Annotated in this window: 18 protein-coding genes and 5 tRNA genes; 9 read left to right on the top strand and 14 right to left on the bottom strand. The window is 73.8% G+C overall.

From position 1 onward, the window contains the following. The first annotated feature begins 47 nt into the window (after window positions 1-47). On the top strand, window positions 48-1,022 hold the full coding sequence (locus HA073_RS20605) for an Acg family FMN-binding oxidoreductase (RefSeq protein ID WP_030501785.1): 975 nt from the start codon (window positions 48-50) through the stop codon (window positions 1,020-1,022). 51 nt (window positions 1,023-1,073) lie between these two features. Here HA073_RS20605 and HA073_RS20600 read toward each other — a convergent pair whose 3' ends face one another. After that, complete coding sequence (locus HA073_RS20600) at window positions 1,074-2,075, bottom strand: NAD-dependent epimerase/dehydratase family protein (RefSeq protein ID WP_064447201.1); 1,002 nt, start codon at window positions 2,073-2,075, stop codon at window positions 1,074-1,076. Window positions 2,076-3,001: 926 nt separating this feature from the next. Between HA073_RS20600 and HA073_RS20595 the strand changes: the two genes are divergently transcribed. After that, entirely contained in the window at window positions 3,002-3,589 is a 588-nt protein-coding gene (locus tag HA073_RS20595) for a hypothetical protein (protein ID WP_166457081.1), read from the top strand. A 64-nt stretch (window positions 3,590-3,653) separates the two neighbouring features. On the opposite strand, the gene HA073_RS20590 is transcribed toward HA073_RS20595, so the two are convergent. From HA073_RS20590 to HA073_RS20580, 3 genes are all read right to left on the bottom strand, one after another. Beyond that, window positions 3,654-5,303: a PKD domain-containing protein gene (locus HA073_RS20590; protein WP_166457080.1), complete on the bottom strand. Its 1,650-nt coding sequence runs from the start codon at window positions 5,301-5,303 to the stop codon at window positions 3,654-3,656. Between the two features lie 153 nt (window positions 5,304-5,456). Then, window positions 5,457-5,528: transfer RNA gene (locus tag HA073_RS20585), tRNA-Val, on the bottom strand. An 11-nt stretch (window positions 5,529-5,539) separates the two neighbouring features. Further along, window positions 5,540-5,612, bottom strand: a tRNA-Gly gene (locus tag HA073_RS20580). 159 nt (window positions 5,613-5,771) lie between these two features. On the opposite strand from HA073_RS20580, the gene HA073_RS31190 reads away from it, so the two are divergent. Then, window positions 5,772-6,017: a DUF6458 family protein gene (locus tag HA073_RS31190; protein ID WP_158559994.1), complete on the top strand. Its 246-nt coding sequence runs from the start codon at window positions 5,772-5,774 to the stop codon at window positions 6,015-6,017. 76 nt (window positions 6,018-6,093) lie between these two features. On the opposite strand, the gene HA073_RS20570 is transcribed toward HA073_RS31190, so the two are convergent. The 6 genes from HA073_RS20570 to HA073_RS20545 form a co-directional block, all read right to left on the bottom strand. Beyond that, window positions 6,094-6,777: a hypothetical protein gene (locus HA073_RS20570; protein ID WP_166457079.1), complete on the bottom strand. Its 684-nt coding sequence runs from the start codon at window positions 6,775-6,777 to the stop codon at window positions 6,094-6,096. Window positions 6,778-6,873: 96 nt separating this feature from the next. Then, entirely contained in the window at window positions 6,874-8,259 is a 1,386-nt protein-coding gene (locus tag HA073_RS30350) for a response regulator transcription factor (RefSeq protein WP_205798030.1), read from the bottom strand. A gap of 124 nt (window positions 8,260-8,383) precedes the next feature. Further along, a complete protein-coding gene (locus HA073_RS20560; protein ID WP_064447195.1) occupies window positions 8,384-9,202 on the bottom strand; it encodes an isocitrate lyase/phosphoenolpyruvate mutase family protein in 819 nt (272 codons plus the stop codon). A gap of 111 nt (window positions 9,203-9,313) precedes the next feature. Continuing rightward, a tRNA-Val gene (locus HA073_RS20555) sits at window positions 9,314-9,388 on the bottom strand. 12 nt (window positions 9,389-9,400) lie between these two features. After that, window positions 9,401-9,471 (bottom strand) — tRNA-Cys (locus HA073_RS20550). 34 nt (window positions 9,472-9,505) lie between these two features. Then, a tRNA-Gly gene (locus HA073_RS20545) sits at window positions 9,506-9,578 on the bottom strand. Between the two features lie 275 nt (window positions 9,579-9,853). On the opposite strand from HA073_RS20545, the gene HA073_RS20540 reads away from it, so the two are divergent. Continuing rightward, on the top strand, window positions 9,854-10,456 hold the full coding sequence (locus tag HA073_RS20540) for a TetR/AcrR family transcriptional regulator (RefSeq protein ID WP_043330511.1): 603 nt from the start codon (window positions 9,854-9,856) through the stop codon (window positions 10,454-10,456). A gap of 39 nt (window positions 10,457-10,495) precedes the next feature. Here HA073_RS20540 and HA073_RS20535 read toward each other — a convergent pair whose 3' ends face one another. Further along, window positions 10,496-11,323, bottom strand: coding sequence for a hypothetical protein (locus HA073_RS20535; protein ID WP_064447271.1), 828 nt, complete (start codon window positions 11,321-11,323; stop codon window positions 10,496-10,498). A gap of 189 nt (window positions 11,324-11,512) precedes the next feature. Between HA073_RS20535 and HA073_RS20530 the strand changes: the two genes are divergently transcribed. Together HA073_RS20530 and HA073_RS20525 are read left to right on the top strand one after the other, a co-directional pair. Next, window positions 11,513-12,181 (top strand): methyltransferase, encoded by a 669-nt coding sequence (locus HA073_RS20530; RefSeq protein ID WP_064447194.1) that lies wholly within the window; start codon window positions 11,513-11,515, stop codon window positions 12,179-12,181. Between the two features lie 9 nt (window positions 12,182-12,190). Then, complete coding sequence (locus HA073_RS20525; protein WP_166457078.1) at window positions 12,191-13,354, top strand: cytochrome P450; 1,164 nt, start codon at window positions 12,191-12,193, stop codon at window positions 13,352-13,354. 61 nt (window positions 13,355-13,415) lie between these two features. On the opposite strand, the gene bioD is transcribed toward HA073_RS20525, so the two are convergent. After that, window positions 13,416-14,144, bottom strand: coding sequence for a dethiobiotin synthase (bioD, locus tag HA073_RS20520; protein ID WP_069089410.1), 729 nt, complete (start codon window positions 14,142-14,144; stop codon window positions 13,416-13,418). Beyond that, on the bottom strand, window positions 14,141-15,277 hold the full coding sequence (locus HA073_RS20515) for an 8-amino-7-oxononanoate synthase (protein WP_166457077.1): 1,137 nt from the start codon (window positions 15,275-15,277) through the stop codon (window positions 14,141-14,143). Before HA073_RS20515 ends, bioD begins: the two co-directional genes overlap by 4 nt. 156 nt (window positions 15,278-15,433) lie before the next feature. Between HA073_RS20515 and bioB the strand changes: the two genes are divergently transcribed. The 3 genes from bioB to HA073_RS20500 are packed head-to-tail and all read left to right on the top strand — an operon-like array spanning window position 15,434 to window position 17,162. Then, window positions 15,434-16,429, top strand: coding sequence for a biotin synthase BioB (gene bioB, locus HA073_RS20510; protein WP_064447187.1), 996 nt, complete (start codon window positions 15,434-15,436; stop codon window positions 16,427-16,429). A gap of 7 nt (window positions 16,430-16,436) precedes the next feature. Then, window positions 16,437-16,652, top strand: coding sequence for a hypothetical protein (locus HA073_RS20505; protein ID WP_064447186.1), 216 nt, complete (start codon window positions 16,437-16,439; stop codon window positions 16,650-16,652). Window positions 16,653-16,655: 3 nt separating this feature from the next. Beyond that, window positions 16,656-17,162 carry a GNAT family N-acetyltransferase gene (locus tag HA073_RS20500; protein WP_043325589.1) on the top strand — a complete coding sequence of 169 codons (507 nt, stop codon included), beginning with the start codon at window positions 16,656-16,658 and terminating at the stop codon, window positions 17,160-17,162. A gap of 68 nt (window positions 17,163-17,230) precedes the next feature. Here the strand turns inward: HA073_RS20500 and HA073_RS20495 are convergent. Then, a partial coding sequence (locus HA073_RS20495) for a non-reducing end alpha-L-arabinofuranosidase family hydrolase (protein ID WP_166457076.1) occupies window positions 17,231-18,836 on the bottom strand: 1,606 nt, incomplete at its 5' end.

The following is an 18,836-nucleotide window of genomic DNA, read 5'->3' as shown; positions in this document are numbered from 1 at the left end:
GGTGTACCGGACGGGGGAGCCGGCGCCGCACGAGAGGAAGCACCACCATGACGACCGAATACACCACCGCGGACCTGCGGGCCGCGGTCGCCGACGCGGTCCGGGCGCCGTCGCTGCACAACACCCAGCCGTGGCGGTTCCGGGTGGTCGACGGCGGCATCGAGGTGTCCGTCGACCCGCTGCGCGGCCTGCCCGCCACCGACCCGACCGGCTGGGGCGCGCGCATGGCGGCCGGCGCGGCGCTGTTCAACCTGCGGCTCGCGCTCGCCGTGGCGGGCACCCCGGCCACGGTGCGGCTGCGCCCGTACCCCTCCGACCCGGACGTCGTGGCCCGGCTCGTGCCGGACGTGCCGCGCCGCCCCACCCCGACCGAGCAGAGCCTGTACGGGGCGATCAGCCGCCGGTTCAGCAACCGCGCGCCGTTCTGGCCGGACCCGGTGCCGGCCGAGGCCCGCTGGCGGCTCGGCGAGGCGGCCCGGGCCGAGCAGTGCTGGCTGGAGCTGGTGATCGGCACCAGCGCGGTGAACGCGGTCGCCGAGGTCGCCCGCAGCGCCCACCGGGTGCTGGAACGCGACCCCGCGTACGTGGCCGAGCGGGCCGAGTGGATCCGCTCCGAGCCGGCCCCGGACGGCGTGCCCTCCGGCGCCGGCGGACCGCAGAGCGAGCCGCAGGACCTGCTTCCCCAGCGCGGCTTCGGCGGCCGCAACCGCGCCCCCGGCCGCGACTTCGAGCCGGAGCCGCTCGTCGCGGTGCTCGGCTCGGCCGGCAACACCTCCGCCGACCAGATCCTCGCCGGGCAGGCGTTGCAGCGGGTGCTGCTCACCGCCACCGACGCCGGGCTCAGCGCGTCGATGCTGTCCCAGCCGATCGAGGTGCCGGCCGCCCGGGAGGCGCTGCGGATGTCGCTGGGCCGGTTCGGCACCCCGCAGATGGTGATGCGGATCGGGTACGGCCAGCCGGGCCGCGCCACCCCGCGTCGCCCGGTCGAGGAAGTGCTCGACCTGCCGGTCGTGCCGGCCTGACCCGAACCCCTCCGCGGGTCAGGCCGGCCGCACGGCCCCTTCTGTGCCGGTTCAGGCCGGGAGCGAGGCCAGCAGGGTGGCCTCCCGCTCCGGCGCCAGGCCGACCGGCGCGCGTGTGGGCCGCCCCGCCCGGGCCGGCACCTGCCCCACCTCGCGCAGCCACCGCCAGGTGTCGGCGACCGTCTCGGTCACCGGCCGGCACACCAGCCCCGCCGCGTACGCCCGCTCGACGTTCCGCTCCTGCAACCACCGGTACTCGTGCCCCCGCGGCACCCAGACCGGCAGGTCGTTCCACGGCACCACCCCGGCCGCCAGGATCGGCTCCGGCGGCGTCCACCGCAGCGTCGCGCCCGACCCGGTCGCCGCCACCGCCGCGTCGAGCAGCTCACCCATCGTCGCGTGCCCGGTGCGACCGATCACGTTGTACGCCCCGCCGACGCCCTCGGCACCCCGGTCCAGCAGCCAGGTCGCCAGGTCACGGACGTCCACGTACTGGATCGGCAGGTCACGCGGCCCGGGCGCCAGCACGTCCCCGCCCCGGGCGATCCGGTTCAGCCACCACGGCAGCCGCCCGATGTCCTCCCCCGGCCCGAGGATCAGCCCGGCGCGCACGAGCAGCGCCCGGTCACCGAACACCCGCGTGGCGGCGAGTTCCCCGCCCGCCTTGTTCTCCGGGTAGTCGCCGTCGTCGGCGTCCGGGTCCGCCGCCACCGTCGGCGCCTCCTCGCCGGTGCCGAGCTCGACGGGTGGCGCGTACACCGAGCCGCTGGACACGTAGACGTAGTGCGGCACCGCGCCGACGAGCGCCGACGCCGCGTCCCGGACCGCCCGGGGCGCGCCGTCCCAGGTGTCCACCACCAGATCCCACTCGCCGCCGGCCAGCGCGGCCAGCCCGTCCGGCGCCGTCCGGTCACCCCGCAACCGGTGTACGCCGGGCGGCGCCTGCCCGTGTACGCCCCGGTTGAACACTGTCACCTGCCAGTCGCGGCGTACCGCCTCGGCCACCACGGCACCACCGACAAAGCCCGTACCACCCAGCATCAGCAGTCGCATGCGTCCCAGCCTGCCGCCGCCCGCCGGCCATGGCGCCCCTTGTTCACGGTGAGCGGATCTGCCAGCGGCAGAACCCGGTCCGAGGGCAGCTCGGCCCGGACGGGGCGGCGGCGCATGTCTTTGTCCGAGCCCTCTCAAACAGCCCTCGCCCCAGTCCTCCGCGATCTTGCACTTCGGTACCCCGCATAACGCGCAAACGGGGACACCCGAAGGGCTGCACCTGCAAGATCGACGCGGCACTACGCCGCCCTTCGGTCCGATCCGGCCCCGCCCCGCCCCGCGCGAGCCGCCCCAAGGGCGTCGATCATGAAGTTGACGGCACTTGGTGTCCGGTTTGTCGCCGCCAACCTCATGGTCAACCGATGGCGGGGTGCCTGGGGAGGGCTTGTTCGATCTTGGAGTTGTGGTGCCCAGGATGCCCGGCTTGACATCGTTCGTGAGGCGCCACAACTCCAAGATCGCGGTGATCAAGGAGTTTGTGTGCTCGTGGGTGCCGGAAAGGGCCGCAAACTCCTTGATCACCTGTGCAGAGCGAGGTGCCGGGTGGGGTGGGTGTGTCTGGTCGGTGGTGGGCGGGGTGTCGGGTTCGGGGGTGGTGGGCGGCACTCTGGTGGCGGAATCGTGGGCGGGTGCGGGGCGTTGTAACCGGGTGAACGACCGAGCAGGACCGCCCCCGAGCGGTCGGCTGAGGGAACACGGCCTGCGGGTCGTTGAGCCTGGTTCCGACGACGTGAACCCGCGCCCGGGTGGTGTGAGGTGCCCGGGAATGATGCCGGGTCGACGGTCGTTGGACATCCTTCCGGCGCCGCGTGAAGGCCCCCCGCCCTCCGCGAGCAGCCCGAGACCCCTGAGACTTTTGAGCGCCTGACGGTGCCCACGTATCCCGTCCCCCACGGGTGCGTCGACCCCCGAACGGAGCCCCCATCATGAACACGATTCTGCGCAAGAGCATCCTGGGTATTGCTGGTCTGGCTTTCACCGGTGGCGTGTTCGCCGGCCCGGTCGCCGCTCACGCGGCCGACACCGCCCACGCGGTCAAGCCGGTCACGGCCACGGCCACGGCCACGGTGCAGGGTGACAAGCTGATCCCGCACGGCGTGCAGGGCGACCAGTCCCGTATCGACCTCAATGACGAGCAGACCAAGAACGTGAAGGCGATCATCGCGGCGACGAAGAAGGCCGGCATGGACGAGCGTGCCGCGGTCGTGTCGATCGCGACCGCGTTGCAGGAGTCGAAGCTGGAGAACCTCGGCCACCTCGGTGACCGTAACGACCACGACTCGCAGGGCCTGTTCCAGCAGCGCCCGTCCTCCGGTTGGGGCACGGTGGAGCAGATCACCGACCCCGAGTACTCGACCACCGCGTTCCTGAAGGGTCTGAAGCAGGTCGACGGCTGGCAGGACATGCCGCTGACCAAGGCCGCCCAGACCGTCCAGGTCTCCGCCTACCCCGACCACTACGCCCAGTGGGAACAGCAGGCCGCCGACCTCGTCGCCCAGCACTGGAACAAGTAAGAAAAAACGTGAAGGCCGGCACCCCGCACCAACGGGGTGCCGGCCTTTTCGCGTACCCGACGGGTCAGGCCGGGGGCAGGACGAACGTCCACGTGGTGGTGGTCGTGCTGGCCGCGGCGCCGGTGGCGGTGAGCCCGCCGTAGCTGCCGGTCGGCACGCTGCTCGCCGAGTCGGCGAGCAGGCCGGCCACCCGGCCGCCGCCGGTCTGCGAGGTGTTGCTGCGCACCGCCACGCCGGCCGGCGGGGTGAGCGCGGTGGAGGTGCTGTCGCCGTGCAGCCAGTACGACACGGCCCAGCTCTGCGCCGCGGTCACCGGCGCGTACGGGGTGATGCGGGTGGCGGTGCTCGCCGGATCGGTGGCCCGGGTGAAGACCGGCGCCCCGGGCGCGACACCCCGGTACGCGGCCAGCACCAGGTTGCCCTTCGCCTGACTGTCCAGCGTCACCCGGACAGCAGTGCCCGCGTCACCGGCCCCGGCGGTCTTCCACCAGGCGGTGGTGGTGGCGAAGCCGCCGTCGAGGCGGTCGAGCCTGCTCCAGCCGGTCACGCCGGCCGGCTCGCCGGTGCCGGTGTGCGTGTTCTGGCTGAGCAGAAGCAGCAACATGTCACCGGCCTGCACGCCCGCCGGGACGGTCACGGTGTGGCTGGTCCAGTTGGCGTTCGCGGTGGCCTGGCCGACGTACGAGATCCGCTCCGGTACGGGCGCGACGGTAACCTCGACGGTCGCGGTGCCGGTGGCGCCCCGGTCGTCGGTCACGGTGAGCGTGACCGGGTAGGTGCCGGCCGCCGCGTACGTGTGGGACGTGGTCGGTACGGAGGCGGTGCCGGTGGTGTCGCCGTCGCCGAAGTTCCAGCTGTGGTCCTGGATCGCGCCGTCGGCGTCGGTGGAACCCGCGCCGGTGAACGTGCACACCAGCCCGGAGCAGGTGGGCGTCAACGCGGCCACCGGTGCCTGGTTCGCGGGGCCGCCCGATCCCTTCAGGATCTTCACGTAGTCGATGTCGCCGGCGAAGTAGTCGCAGGTGACCTTCGTACCGTCGCACTGGCTCTTGCCGCCGACGGACAGCGGCCAGGTGTTCGCGATGGTGCCGGTCGGCCCGTTGAGGCGGCTGGTCCGCACGCCGTCGACGTACATCTCCACGTACGCGGAGGTGCGGTTGCAGGTGATCGTGTGCCACTGGCCGTCGGAGATCGGCACGTCGGTATAGCCGGTACGGGAGGCGCCGTCCGCGCCCCGGAACAGGCACTTCGGCTTGCCGTTCGGGGCCTCGAACTTCCAGTAGCCGCCGGCCGTGTTGCCCTGTCCCTTCTGGAGGATGTTGCCGAAGGAGTACGTGGTCCGGTAACGGATGGTCACCGAGAAGTCCCCGGCGTCCGGGTTGAAGTCGGTGGTGTGCGGCACCAGGTCGACGTGGCCCGGGACGTACTCCTTGTCGGTGGGTAGGTGCGTGGCGAAGCGGTGGCCGGTCGCCCCGGCGTAGAGCGCGCCGGTGACCACCTCACCGCCGATCGTGCCGTGGCGGCCGTTGCCGCTGTAGTCGGTCAGCACCGTCGACGACGACGCCGGCTCGTCCATGCTGTAGAACGCCACCGTCCGCGTCGCGGTGGCCTGCGCGGGCGCGGCCGATACCGTCACCCCGGCCGCCGCGACCACGGTCGCCACCCCTAATCGTGCGGCCGTCCGCCGCCACCGTCCCCGCTCGATCGTTGCCATGTGACCGCCTCCCTGCGCATCGGGCCTCACAGTGACACGCGCGGTGGCGGCGGCAGAATAATCCGCACGGTGGACCTGGGAGACCGATGTAGCCGGTGCCGGCTGTCCGGTGGGAGACGACCGCCTGTCGACCGGCGGCGTGGTGACTCTCGGTGGGCGATACTGGGTTTGAACCAGTGACCTCTTCCGTGTCAAGGAAGCGCGCTCCCACTGCGCCAATCGCCCGGGCAATCGCGAGCGGACGACGGGATTCGAACCCGCGACCCTCACCTTGGCAAGGTGATGCGCTACCAGCTGCGCTACGTCCGCGTGCCGCCGGTTCGCGCCGGCGACGGGGTGAACTCTACCCGATGCCAAGATCGCCGTGCGGCAGACCCCCGCCGCGCCGGGTGGCCGTGTGGTTGCGCCGCTCACCGCCGGGGTACTGAGGCCGGTGACAGCACAACCATCCCCCCGAAGGAGGCTGTCGTGGGTATCGGTACGAGCATTTTCCTGATCGCGGTCGGCGCGATCCTCACGTTCGCGCTCAACGCCAGCGTCGGCGGGGTCGACCTCGACGTCGTCGGCTGGATCCTCATGGCGGCCGGCGTCCTCGGCCTGATCATGACCACGCTGGTCTGGGGTCGGCGCCGTCAGGTGGTCGCCACGACCGCCGACGAGCCGGTGGAGTACCGCCGGGTCGAGGAGCGCCGGGACGTCGCGCCGCCCATGTGATCGTGAGCGGGGCCGACGGAGCTGATCGGTCCCGGGACCGGACCGGCCGGATCGAACATCCGGCCGGTCCGGTCTGCTATGCCCGCTCGCCGTCGGGGGCGGCACCGTCGGTGGCGGCGCGCAGCCCGTACCAGCCGATCGCGGCCACCAGCGCCACCTGCGCCAGGTAGCTCGCGACGACCACCGCACGAGCGGCGTCCTGCGGCACCAGCACGAACGCCACCACGTAGACGAGCGCGGCGACGACCAGCGGACGCGGCATGGTCCGGCCGATCAGGATCCCGACGAGCGCCAGGACCATGCCGAGGACGATCGCCACCTGGCTGCCGAGGACGGCCGGGAGCAGCCCGTCCAGTTGGTCGTTGAACACGTCGAACAGCGCCCGTCCCTGCGCCTCCGGCACGACCGCCGGATCGGCGGCGTAGGCGAACGGCAGCACCTCCGCGGTGATCGCCAGCGCGAACACCACGCCGCCGAGGCCGGCCAGGAAGGCACCCACCAGGTTCAGCACGCCCGCGCGGCCCCGGGCCAGCCCGACGATGAACACCGCCGCGGCGATCCAGGACACCGCGTACGCGGGCCCGCCCAGGTAGAGGTTCATCGGCCAGTACGCGGACCCCAGCTCGCGGACGTCGTCGTAGTGGATCGCGCCGTCGAACGGCGGCTCCCACAGCATGAAGACGGTCCGTCCGGCCAGGGACGCCAGGAGCAGGACGAAAAGGGCGACGAGCGCGGCACGGCGCAACTTCGGTACGGGCACGGTGAGAGCCTCCGTCGATTCAGGTGTCGCCCCACCGTGCCGAGGTACCGCCCGCGCGGGCATCGGCCTCAGCACCTATCTTCGGAAAATCCCTGCTCAATGCGACTGTCGGGCGTGCTCCAGCCAGATCCGCGCGGCCCGCACCCGACGGTTCGTGGCGCCGCCGGGCGTCAGGTCGAGCTTGACGAAGATCGCGCGCAGATGGGCGTCGACGGTCCGCTCGGAGACCACCAGCTGCGCGGCGATCCCCGCGTTGCTGGCGCCGTCGGCGAGCGCGGCGAGCACCTCGCGTTCACGCGCCGTCAGCCCGCCGACCGACACCGGGCCCGCGGCATCCACAACCGCCGTGGCCGGGGCCGCCGGCTCGATGACGTTCGTCGTCTCCGCCGCACCGCCTCCCGTCGTACCCTCTGCGCCGCCTCGCGGCGTCACCGGCGCTGTCGGCGCGGCGGTGAGCAGCGCCGCCAGCCGGCCGGTGCCGGCCCACGCCCCGCCGACGACGGCGACGGTCAGCGCCGACACGACCAGGGCGACCGAGGTCGGGCCGAGGGACGTCCCGGGAGCGGCCACGAGCGTGCCGACGCCGACCACCAGCAGGGCCGCGGCGGCCAGGCCCGCGCCGCGCACCACGGCGCCGACCCGGCGCGGCTCGGTGGCGCCGCGGGCGGCGGTGACCGCGCACGCGGCGGCGAACACGGCGGCCCCGGCCAGTGCCACCAGGAAGGCGACCGAGCCCAGCGACGGTTCGACGTCGCCGGGCGTGCGGGCGACGGCGAGCAGCAGGCAGAAGACGACTGTCAGCGGCGCGGCGGTGGTGGCCGCCGCGGCCACGCCGAGTCGCGCCCGGACGGCGTGGTGCGATCCGAGAGCGGCCCGCCAGAGCGTCACCGGGAGCAGGAACAGCGCCACCGCTGCCAGCAGGGTGACGGCGGCGCCGACCGGCGCGAGCGCGGTACGCCAGGACTCCGCGGCGATCGTCGGAACCCCCGCGAACGGCTGGGTCGCCGTGGTCAGCAGCGCGTTGACGAGCGTGGCCACGCCCAGGGTGAGGCCCACGAGCCGGTGCGTCCACGGGACGGCGTCGCCGGTGCGGACGGCGGCCGAGGCGGTCAGCTGAAGGAGTGCCAGCGGCGGGATCCACGCCGAGTTCCACGCCGCGACGGCCGGCCCGGCCCACGGATGCCCGGCCGCGACGGCGGCCACCGCGACGACGGCGAGCGCCAGGTACGCCAGCAGCGACGCGGCGAGCCCCGCCGCCAGCCGGCCGGCGGCCCGGTGACCCGACCGGCTGAGCCGGAGCGCGGCGAGCGCGGTGACCACGGCTGCCGTCGCGAGGGCCACGGCGCCGACCGGGTCGCTCGCGAAACCGCCGTGCCCGGCCGCGCCCAGGACGGCGAGCGCCGCGACGCCGAGGGTCGCCGTGGCGGCGATGAGGACGGGCAGGCTCCGCAGCGCGGGCACCGGGCGGACGCCCGCCGTCATCCGTGGTGATCCCGTCGGGACGGGCGCCGGGGACAGCCGGTCGCCGTCCGCCGGCTCGGACGCGGGACAACGGCCACCAGCACATTCAACCCGGTCCCCCGCCCGAGGTCGATCCCGTGGCCGGTCAGTCGCGCATCAGCTCGTTCAGCTCGCCGAAGTCGAGCCCGCCGGCGAGCGCCTCGTACGTCCCGGCGCCGAACACCTCCGCCGCCGCGCGCCGGACCACCGCATACGCCGTCTCGGCCAGCGCCGGGCCGAGGCTCACCCGGGCCACCCCGAGCCGCGCCAGCTCGGCCACCGGCGGCGCGCCCGGCCCGGCCAGCACGTTCAGCGGGGCCGGGATCGCCGCCGTCAGCGCGGCCACCGTCTCCGGCTCCACGGTTCCGGGTACGAAGATCCCGTCCGCGCCGGCGGCCAGGTACGCCTCGGCGCGCTCGACCGTCTCCGGTACGCCCCCGGCGCCCCGCAGGTACGTGTCGACGCGGGCGTTGACGTACAGCGGGATGCCGGCGCGGTCGGCGGCGGCCCGGACCGCGGCGAGCCGGGCGACCTGCTCGTGGATCGGGCGCAGCGGACCGCCGCCGTCGTGCCGGGCGTCCTCGACGTTGACGCCGACGGCTCCGGCGGCGAGGACGGCGGCGACGGTCTCGGCGACCTGGTCGGGGTTGTCGCCGTACCCGGATTCGATGTCGGCGGTGACCGGAAGGCGGACCGCGTCGGCGACGCGGCGGATGACGTCGACGGCGGTGTCGCGGGCGAGCAGGTCGCCGTCGGGGGCGCCGCGACTCCAGGCGACGCCGGCGCTGGTGGTCGCGATCGCGTGGGCGCCGGCCGCGGCGACGAGCCGGGCGCTGACCGCGTCCCAGGCGTTGGCCAGGATCAGTGGGTCACCGGGCCGGTGCAGGGCGCGGAAACGCTGGGCTCGGGTCTGTTGATCGTCCACCGGGCCAGTCTGGGTGGGGCACGCGGGTGCGGCAATGGCCAGCGGCGCGGCACTGGACTGATCGATGGCGACGAGAAAGGCCGTGTCGAATGATCGACACGGCCTTTCCGCTGGTGGGCGATACTGGGTTTGAACCAGTGACCTCTTCCGTGTCAAGGAAGCGCGCTCCCACTGCGCCAATCGCCCTCGTCTACTGCGAGGTGGAGACGGGATTTGAACCCGTGTACACGGCTTTGCAGGCCGTTGCCTCGCCTCTCGGCCACTCCACCGAGGTTGCCCCCGAACTGCGTGGCGGCATCTCCGAGCGGACGACGGGATTCGAACCCGCGACCCTCACCTTGGCAAGGTGATGCGCTACCAGCTGCGCTACGTCCGCACGCCCCCGGTGTTATCCGGTGACGGATGAGAACTTTAGCCGAGCCCGGGAACGGTTGCCAAATCGGGTTCCGTTTCCGGCGCGTCCGGTGGTGGCGGACCCCGCTCCCCCTCGGCTTCCTAGGAGCCTGGGTGGCTTCCGTCCGGGAGCACCGGCGAGCGCTCCCACCTGCGGAAGCAGACCGGCGCGTCGAGTGTCCGGCATCCGACTGCCCGCCCGCCGACCAGCCGCTTCGGTAACTCCCCGTGGTCATGCGGATGGGTTACCGTAACGCCGTGACGAGACGAGCCGCCGAGATCCGCCTGGACGCGCTGCTGCGTACGGCCTGTGAGGTGATCGCGGAACGAGGGCTCGCCAACACCCGCACCGCCGACGTGGCGGAGGCCGCCGGGGTGAGCCAGGCCCTCGTGTTCTACCACTTCGCCACCAAGGACCGACTGCTCGCGCAGGCGTTCGCGTACGCCGTCGAGCAGGACCTGGCCAAGCTCGACGCGGTGCTCCGCTCCTCCGCGCCGCCGCTGGCGAAGCTGCGCCGCATGCTGCGCCTGTACGCGCCGGCCGGCCGGGCCACCTCCTGGTCGATGCGCATCGACGGCTGGGCGGAGTCGCTGCGTACCCCGGAACTGGAGAAGCTCTCCCGGCGGCTGGACCTGCGGTGGCGGCAGGACCTGGCCGCGCTGATCACGGACGGGGTCGCCGAGGGCACGTTCGACTGCCCCGACCCGGCCGGCGCGGCCTGGCGGATCAGCGCGGTGATGGACGGCCTCGCGGTCCAGCTCGCGGTGCACGAGCGGGTGATCACGCGCCGCCAGATCGCCGAGTGGATCCGCCTCGTCGCCGCCCGCGAACTGGGCCTCGAACCCAGTCAGCTCGACTGACCGGGCCCCGCCCCCGGCCCGCGCGGGCGGGTCCGCCGGTCAGGGCCAGGTCGGGCGGGGGCGCTCGAAGGGCGGTGGCAGGGTTTCCGGTTCGGTGACGGCGGCCGGGCGCAGCAGGCGGCGCATCCGCAGCAGCAGCCCGGCGCCGAGGAACAGCAGCAGCCCGCCGAGCAGGAACGCCGCCTGCACGAGGCCGAAGCCGCCGCTGTCCGCGACCGGGCGTCCGGCCACACCACCGGGCGGCGGCGGCTCCACCACTGCCGCGTCGGTCGGCTCGTCGGTCACCGGGTCGTCGGTGGGTGGCTCCTCGCTCGGCGTCTCCGAGGGCTCCGCGCTGGTGGGCGCCGGCGTCGGCGAAGCCTCCTCCCCCACCACCTCACGCGAGGCGGTCCGCCGGGCCAGCAGCCGCAACTGCGGGTCGTACGCCTCGGCGGCGAAACTCACCCGGCCGCGCGCGACGTCCTCGGCGAACGCCACCCGGTAGCGGGCGGTCACGGTCCGGCCCGGGCAGAGCACACCCGGGTCGAGTTGCCGGTCGGTGAGCCGGGCGGTGTCTCCCTCGGTGCGGATCTCCAGCGGGAACGACCCGCTGTCCTCCACCCGGTCCACCTTGAGCTGGTCCAGCCGCAGGCCCTGCACCCGCACCAACATCGACCAGCGCACCTTGACACAGCCGCCCCCGTCGGAGCGGGACACCACGGCGGACAGCGTCTCCACCCGGTTCCCGGCGGTGAACTCGTCCGGCAGACCGCTCAACTCGGTGGAGAAGGCCGCCGCCGCCCGCGCGGGCAGGGCTCCCCCGTACCCGGTCCCGGCCACGAAGGTCAGCACCAGTCCGATCCGTAGCGCGTGCCGCCACCCGCTCACCACGCCTCCTCACCCTCGGTCGTGTCCACAGGCAACGCTAGGAGCGCGCCGGGCACGCCGGTAGACGGGCGTGTTCGCATCCAACGCCACAACACGGGGGCCATTTCACCGAACGTGGTGAACCGGTCACGGCCCCGCCGCGACACGCCCGGGATCGGGCCCGCCCCGCGGGTGGGACACAATTCTCCGGTGTCCGAGCTGTCCGCCGCGTTCGTCCGGCTGCACGCCCGCCTCGCCCCCGTGGCGTTCGTACCCGAGGTGCGCCTGCACCAGGCCGACGAGCCGATCGGCCTGTGGGAGCTGACCGAGGGCGAGTTCCGCAGCGCCCAGCCGCCGCCGTTCTGGGCGTTCGCCTGGGCCGGCGGGCAGGGCCTGGCCCGCTACGTCACCGACCACCCCGAGGTGGTCGCCGGCCGCCGGGTGCTCGACCTGGCCTCCGGCTCCGGCCTGGTCGCCATCGCCGCCGCCCGCGCCGGCGCGGCCGCCGTCCGGGCGGTCGAGGTGGACGAGCGGGCCGTCGCGGCCGTCGCGCTCAATGCCGAGGCCAACGGGGTACGCGTCGACGCCGAACTCGGCGACATCCTCGACACCGACGCGGGCGACGCCGAGGTGGTGCTGGCCGGGGACGTCTTCTACAGCGAGGCGATGGCCCGCCGGATGCTGCGCTTCCTGCTCCGGGCCGCCCGCGCCGGCGCCCGGGTGCTGGTGGGCGACCCGGGCCGGGCGTTCCTGCCCCGCGAGCGCTTCCACGAGCTGGCCGCGTACGACGTGCCGGTGTCCGAGGCGCTGGAGAGCGTACGGGTGAAGCACACCACCGTGTGGGAGCTGGACCCGAACCCGCCCGGCGCCCGCCGCTAGCGTTACCGCGTGCTGTTCCGGGGCTGGGGGGCGTCCGTCGACGGGCAGTGGCCGGACACGGCCACCGTTGTCGACCACGTCGGCGTGCCACACCTGGTGGTGACCCGGCACGCGCTCGTCCGCCGGGTGCTCACCGACCCGGTGACGTTCCGGCCGGACAACGCGCTCGACGCGGTCACGCCGATCCCGGTGGCCGCGCTGCGGGTGCTCGCCGGGCACCGGTTCCGGCTGCCGCCGACGCTGGCGAACAACGGCGGCGCCAGCCATCCGGAGATCCGCGGCATCGTCGCCGACGCGCTGCACCCGCACCGGGTGGCCGCCCAGCGCCAGTGGCTGACCGGGCTGGTCCGGGAGCGGGTGGCCGGGCTGGCGGCGACGCTGGACGCGGGCCGCCCGGTCGACCTGTACGCCGGGCTCGCCGCCGACCTGCCGCTGCTGGTGCTGGCCCGGCTGGTCGAGCTGCCGGACGCGCCGGTCGGCGCGGTGAAGGACTTCGCCCGGGCGGCGCTGGAGCTGTTCTGGGCGCCGCTGGACTCCGCCCGGCAGCTCGCGCTGGCCGCCGAGGTGGGCCGGTTCCACACCGTGCTGCGCGAGTTCGCCGCGACCGGGGGCGGGCTCGCCGCGCGGCTGCGCGACGCCGGGCACTCCCCCGACGTGGTCGTCGGCGCGCTGTTCTTCCTGCTGGTCGCCGGCCAGGAGACCACCTCGCAGTTCCTGACCCTGCTGCTGCACCGGCTGTCCGGCGAACCGGCGGTACGGGCCGGCCTGCGCGCGGGCACGGTCGCCGTGGACGACGTGGTCGAGGAGGGGCTGCGGCTGGAGCCGCCGATCGTCACGTGGCGGCGGGTGGCGGCGGTCGACACCACGCTCGGCGAGCTGCCGGTGGCGGCGGGCACCAGCGTGGTGGCCTGGCTGGCCCGCGCCGGGCGCGACCCGTCGGTGGTCGGCGCGCCGGGTGAGTTCCGCCCGGGGCAGCCCGGCTCGCGGCGGCACCTGGCGTTCGGCGCCGGGCCGCACCGCTGCGTCGGCGCGCAGCTGGCCCGGATGGAGGCGGCGGTGGTGGTCGCCGAGGCCGTCGCGCTGCTGGACGACGTGACTGTGGTCCGTCCACCCTGGTGCCCGGACAACCTCACGTTCCGGATGCCCGACGCGTTCGTGGTCCGCCGCGCCTGAATCCTGCGGGTGTTAACAGGGGGCCCTTCCTCTACCGGAGGCGTTAATAAGGGGCCCTTCCTTACTCCTCGGCCCAGGCGCGCCAGTCGTCGAGCACGCCGTACAGGGCGGGGGTGAGCCACCCGGGAGCGGACCGGCGGAACACGCCGGGGTCCATCCCGCCCGCGCCGGCCGGTACCGCGCCGAGCAGGTTCGGCACCAGCTCGGACAGGTTGAGCCAGTGCACCAGTTCCGGTTCGGCCGGCCAGGCGCCGATCACCACGCCGGCCGGTACGGCCCGCCGCTCCAGCGCCTCCAGCGTCAGCGCGGTGTGGTTGAGCGTGCCGAGTCCGGCCCGCGCCACCACCACCGCGGGCGCGCCGAGCGACACCGCGAGGTCGGCCACCGTCCACGGCTCGCCGGACGGGCGCAACCCCATCGGTACGAGCAGCCCGCCCGCGCCCTCGATCAGCACCAGGTCGTGCTTGTCCGCCTCCTCGCGGATCGCGTCGACGGCGTTGTACAGCTCCAGCGGCGGCAGGTCGGCGACCCGGGCCGCGGCCAGCGGCGCGAGCGGGTCGGGATAGCTGGCGAGCGTCCGGCCGGTGAGCGGGGCGGCCAGCCGGGTCACCGAGTCGACGTCGCCGGGCTCGCCGGTGGCCGTACCGGTCTGGCCGGGCTTGACCACCGCTACCCGCAGCCCGGCGGCCTGCGCGGCGGCGGCGACGGCGGCGGTCACCACCGTCTTGCCGATCTCGGTGTCGGTGCCGGTCACCAGCACCGGCCCGGTCCAGGCGTCGCCGAGGCTCATGGCGCACACTCCACGATCACGTCCAGGGCCCGGTCGAAGTCGGCCCGGTCCACCCCGGCGCTGACGGTGAGGCGCAGCCGGGAGCGGCTGTCCGGTGTGGACGGCGGACGGAAGCAGCCGACCGCCACGCCGCGTTCCCGGCAGGCGGCGGCCCAGGCGGTCGCCGCCTCCGGTCCGGGCGCGGTCACCGAGATCACGGCGCCGTCGGGGGCGGACACGGACAGTCCGGCCTCGCCGAGCCGGCGCACCGCCGTCGCGGCCCGGTCGGCCAGCTCGGCGCGCAGCGCGTCGCCGTCGCGGGCCAGGCGCACCGCGGCGCGTACCCCGGCCACCACGGCGGGCGGCGGCGCGGTGTCGAAGATGAACGTGCGGCCGGTCTCCACCAGGTGGCGGACGAACTCGGCCGGCCCGGCGACCACGCCGCCGGCCCCGCCGAGTGCCTTGGACAGCGTCGCGGTGACCACCACGTCGGGCGCGCCGGCCAGCCCGGCGGCGGCCACCCCGCCGGCCCCGGCCGGGCCGGTGACGCCGAGCGCGTGCGCGTCGTCGACGAGCAGCAGCGCGCCGTGGCGGCGGGCCACCGCGTGCAGCTCCGCGAGCGGGGCCAGGTCGCCGTCGACGGAGAAGACCGACTCGGTCACCACCACGGCCGGGCGGCCCGGCGCGGCGGCCAGCGCCGCGGCCACCGCTGCGACGTCCGCGTGCGGCGTCACCAGCGTCTCGGCGCCGGAGATCCGGCAGCCGTCGATCAGCGAGGCGTGGTTGTGGGCGTCGGAGACGAGCAGCGTACGCGGCTGCGTCAGTCCCCGGACGGCGGCGAGGTTGGCCAGGTAGCCGGAGGAGAACACCAGCGCCCGGTCGACGCCGAGCCAGTCGGCCAGGTCGTCCTCCAGCGCGTGGTGGGCGTCGGTGGAGCCGCGCACCAGGCGTGACCCGGTGGCGCCCAGCCCGTACGCGGACAGGGCCTCCGCGGCGGCGGCGGTGACCTCCGGGTGGGTGGCCAGGCCGAGGTAGTCGTTGCCGGCCAGGTCGACCACCGCGTCGTCGGCGGCCCGGGGACGCAGCGTGCGGGTCAGTCCCGCCCGGGCCCGCAGCTCGGCGCGGCGGTCCAGGGCCGCCAGCCAGTCCGCCACCGTGCCGTCCCCTCCCGCCGACCACCGCCCCGCCGGGCGCTTCCGCGGGGCGAAGTTACCACCCGTCCCGAGGGCTCCGGCGTGGCGCGGTCCCGGCTCGCCGGGGCTGCTGGCGGCGGTTTCCCGGCCCCTCGGTGGCCTGTTAGGTTACGAGCCATGCCAGAGATCCTCGACCAGGCCCGGGAGCGGGTGCTGGGCAACGGTGTCGGCCTCGACGAGGCCGGTGTCCTCGCGGTGCTGAACCTTCCCGACGAACACCTGCCCGCCGCCCTCCAGCTCGCGCACGAGGTCCGGATGCGCTGGTGCGGTCCGGAGGTCGAGGTCGAGGGCATCGTCTCGCTGAAGACCGGCGGCTGCCCGGAGGACTGCCACTTCTGCTCGCAGTCCGGCCTGTTCACCTCGCCGGTCCGGTCGGTCTGGCTGGACATCCCGGCGCTGGTCGAGGCCGCGAAGCAGACCGCCGCGACCGGGGCGACCGAGTTCTGCATCGTGGCCGCCGTGCGCGGTCCGGACGCCCGGCTGATGAAGCAGATGCGTGAGGGCGTCGCGGCCATCCGCGCCGCTGTCGACATCCAGGTCGCCGCGTCGCTCGGCATGCTCACCCAGGAGCAGGTCGACGAGCTGGTCGAGATGGGCGTGCACCGCTACAACCACAACCTGGAGACCTGCCGCTCCTACTTCCCGAACGTGGTCACCACGCACTCGTGGGAGGAGCGCTGGGAGACGCTGCGGATGGTCCGCGAGTCGGGCATGGAGGTCTGCTGCGGCGGCATCCTCGGCCTCGGCGAGACGGTCGAGCAGCGGGCCGAGTTCGCCGCGCAGCTCGCCGAGCTGGACCCGCACGAGGTGCCGCTGAACTTCCTCAACCCGCGGCCGGGCACGCCGCTCGGTGACCGTCCGGTGGTGGAGGGCAAGGACGCGCTGCGCGCCATCGCCGCGTTCCGGCTGGCCATGCCGCGCACCATCCTGCGGTACGCGGGCGGCCGCGAGCTGACCCTCGGTGACCTGGGCACCCGCGACGGTCTGCTGGGCGGCATCAACGCGGTGATCGTCGGCAACTACCTGACCACGCTGGGTCGCCCGGCCAACGCCGACCTGAAGCTGCTGGAAGACCTGAAGATGCCGGTGAAGGCGCTCTCGGCGACCCTGTGAGGCAGCGGTGACCGATCTTTCCCCCGCCCCGGCCGCGCCCGTGGCGCTGTGGTGCGACAGGTGCGGCGAGTCGGTGGCGGCCGGGCCGCATCCTGCGTGCGAGGCGGCCCGGGCGTGGGAGCCGCCGCGCTGGTGCGCGTCCTGCCGGCGGCGGATGAAGGTGCAGGTCGTACCGGCCGGCTGGTCGGCGGTCTGCGTCGAGCACGGCGAGCGGCGGGGCTGAGGCGTGCTGCGGGGGCGGGCGGTGACGCTGCGGCCGGTGACCGACGCCGACGTGCCCGCGCTGGCCGCGATCCGGGCCACCCCTGAGGTGCGCCGCTGGTGGCGCGGCGGGGACGATCTGGCCGAGTCGGTCCGGGCCGACCTGGCCGACGACGCGGTGACGATCTACGCGGTCGAGCACGACGGCCGGCTGGTCGGGGCGATCCAGTGGTACGCCGAGACCGACCCGGACTACCGCCACGCCAGCCTGGATGTCTTCCTCGACCCGGCGGTACGCGGCTCCGGGCTGGGCGGCGACGCGATCCGCACGCTGGTCCGGCACCTGATCGACGAGTACGGCCACCACCGGTTCACGATCGACCCGGCGGCGGCGAACACGGCGGCGATCCGCGCGTACGCGAAGGTGGGGTTCCGTCCGGTGGGCATCATGCGCCGCTACGAGCGCGGGGCGGACGGGCGCTGGCACGACGCGCTGCTGATGGATCTGCTGGCCGAGGACCTGGCCGGCTGAGCTGACGGACGGGCGTGCCCGGCACCACGCGGGTGCCGGGCACGCTTTCCGGTAACTGTGTGACGGTGTCAGCGCTGGAGGGTCAGCACACCCGGCCGCCACGGCAGCAGGTTGTAGTCGCCGCCCGCACTGGGGTTCTTGCCCTGGTACAGGAACTGCAGGTTGCAGGGGTCGATGGTCTTGGTCTGGTCGGGGTTGTTGCGGACCAGGTCACCGTGGCTGATGTCGTTGGTCCAGGTCGCGCCGCTGTTGGCCTTGCCGGCGAACGGGTTGCTCTCGGTGGCGGCCTGCGGGGTCCACGAGCCGCTCAGGCTGTTGGACGTGAACGACCGGAAGTAGCGTCCCTGGCTTCCGATCGCCTCGACGATCATCAGGTACTGGTTCTGGCCCGCCACCTTGTAGACCTCGACGCCCTCGAACAGGTTGTTCGTCGAGTCCGACATGATCGTCGTGTAGCTCGAGCCGAAGCTGCCCGGGAAGTTCCCGAGCGGCATGCTCGACCGGTAGATCTTGCCGTTGTCCCCGGCGAAGAACAGGTACATGTTCTGGTCGTCACCGATCAGGGTCTGGTCGATGACGCCGTACGGGGCGTCCGGCAGGGTGGCGGTGGACAGCGTCTGCGCCGAGGACCAGCCGTTGGCGTTGGTCGGGTCGCTCGACGTCTTGTAGCTGAACGAGGTCGGTCCCCACTGGTACGCCAGCACCCAGATGTTCTTCGGCGCGAAGTACAGCAGCGTGGGCGCCACGGTGCCCTGGCTCATCCCGTTCTGGCCGGCCGAGGCCATGTCGGACCAGTTGGTGAACGGGGTGAAGTTCATCGAGCTGTACTGGCCGCTGCTGTTGACGTACGACCCGTAGACCAGGTGCTTGCCGTTGTGGACGACGTTTGTGAAGTCCTTGAGCGAGACCCAGCCGTTCTGCGGGTTCGCCAGCGCGCCGGTCGACGACCACCGGTAGGTCGACGGGAGCGAGCAGCCGCCCGGCGGGGGCGTCGTGGTTGGCGGCGGCGTGGTCGGGGACGGCGAGGTGCCGCCACCGAAGTCGGTCCGCCACTGCTGGTTGGTCTGTCCGTGGCAGTCGTACAACTGGACCTGCTGGCCGTTGCCGGTGCCCCAGACGTCCAGGCAGCGACCGGACTGCACGCCGCTGATGGTGCCGTTGGAGTTGATGTTCCACTGCTGGTTGGACTGGCCGTTGCAGTCCCAGATGATGATTCCGGTGCCGTTGGCGGTGGCCGCGCCGTTCGCGTCGAGGCACTTGGTGCCGTAGACCATCAGCTGCTTGCTGGAGGTGTACGTCCACTGCTGGTTCGACTGACCGTTGCAGTCGTAGAGCTGGACCCGGGTGCCGTTCGTCTGGGTGGCGTTCGGCACGTCGATGCACCGGCCCGACTGCACGCCGACGATCCGGCCGGCGCCGCCGCTCGGCGGCGGTGCCGTGGTCGGGGTCGTGGTCGGGGTCGTGGTCGGCCCGGAGGTCGGGGCGGCCGCGTTGAGCGCGTTGAGGACCGAGTTGTACGCGGCCTTCTTGTTGCCTCCGCCGTCGAACAGCAGCGGGCTCTCGCCTGAACGCCACGAGTCGCTGTCACGCACGCCCCACACGGTGATGCCGATGCAGCGCGGCACGTTGATGCACGCCTGCGTCAGACCGGCGTACTGGCTGGTCGAGGAGTTG

It is taken from the genome of Micromonospora sp. CMU55-4 (assembly GCF_011602315.1).
In the GTDB taxonomy this organism is placed as follows: Bacteria; Actinomycetota; Actinomycetes; order Mycobacteriales; family Micromonosporaceae; genus Micromonospora; species Micromonospora chalcea.
Note: the sequence above shows the minus strand (reverse complement) of the source record. Positions and strands in the feature narration are given on the sequence as shown.

What these genes read in the sequence shown, in the direction of transcription:
- HA073_RS20605 (WP_030501785.1), top strand. Translation starts at nt 48, where the DNA reads ATGACGACCGAATACACCACCGCGGACCTGCGGGCCGCGGTCGCCGAC.
- HA073_RS20600 (WP_064447201.1), bottom strand. Translation starts at nt 2,075, where the DNA reads ATGCGACTGCTGATGCTGGGTGGTACGGGCTTTGTCGGTGGTGCCGTG.
- HA073_RS20595 (WP_166457081.1), top strand. Translation starts at nt 3,002, where the DNA reads ATGAACACGATTCTGCGCAAGAGCATCCTGGGTATTGCTGGTCTGGCT.
- HA073_RS20590 (WP_166457080.1), bottom strand. Translation starts at nt 5,303, where the DNA reads ATGGCAACGATCGAGCGGGGACGGTGGCGGCGGACGGCCGCACGATTA.
- HA073_RS30350 (WP_205798030.1), bottom strand. Translation starts at nt 8,259, where the DNA reads ATGACGGCGGGCGTCCGCCCGGTGCCCGCGCTGCGGAGCCTGCCCGTC.
- bioD (WP_069089410.1), bottom strand. Translation starts at nt 14,144, where the DNA reads ATGAGCCTCGGCGACGCCTGGACCGGGCCGGTGCTGGTGACCGGCACC.
- bioB (WP_064447187.1), top strand. Translation starts at nt 15,434, where the DNA reads ATGCCAGAGATCCTCGACCAGGCCCGGGAGCGGGTGCTGGGCAACGGT.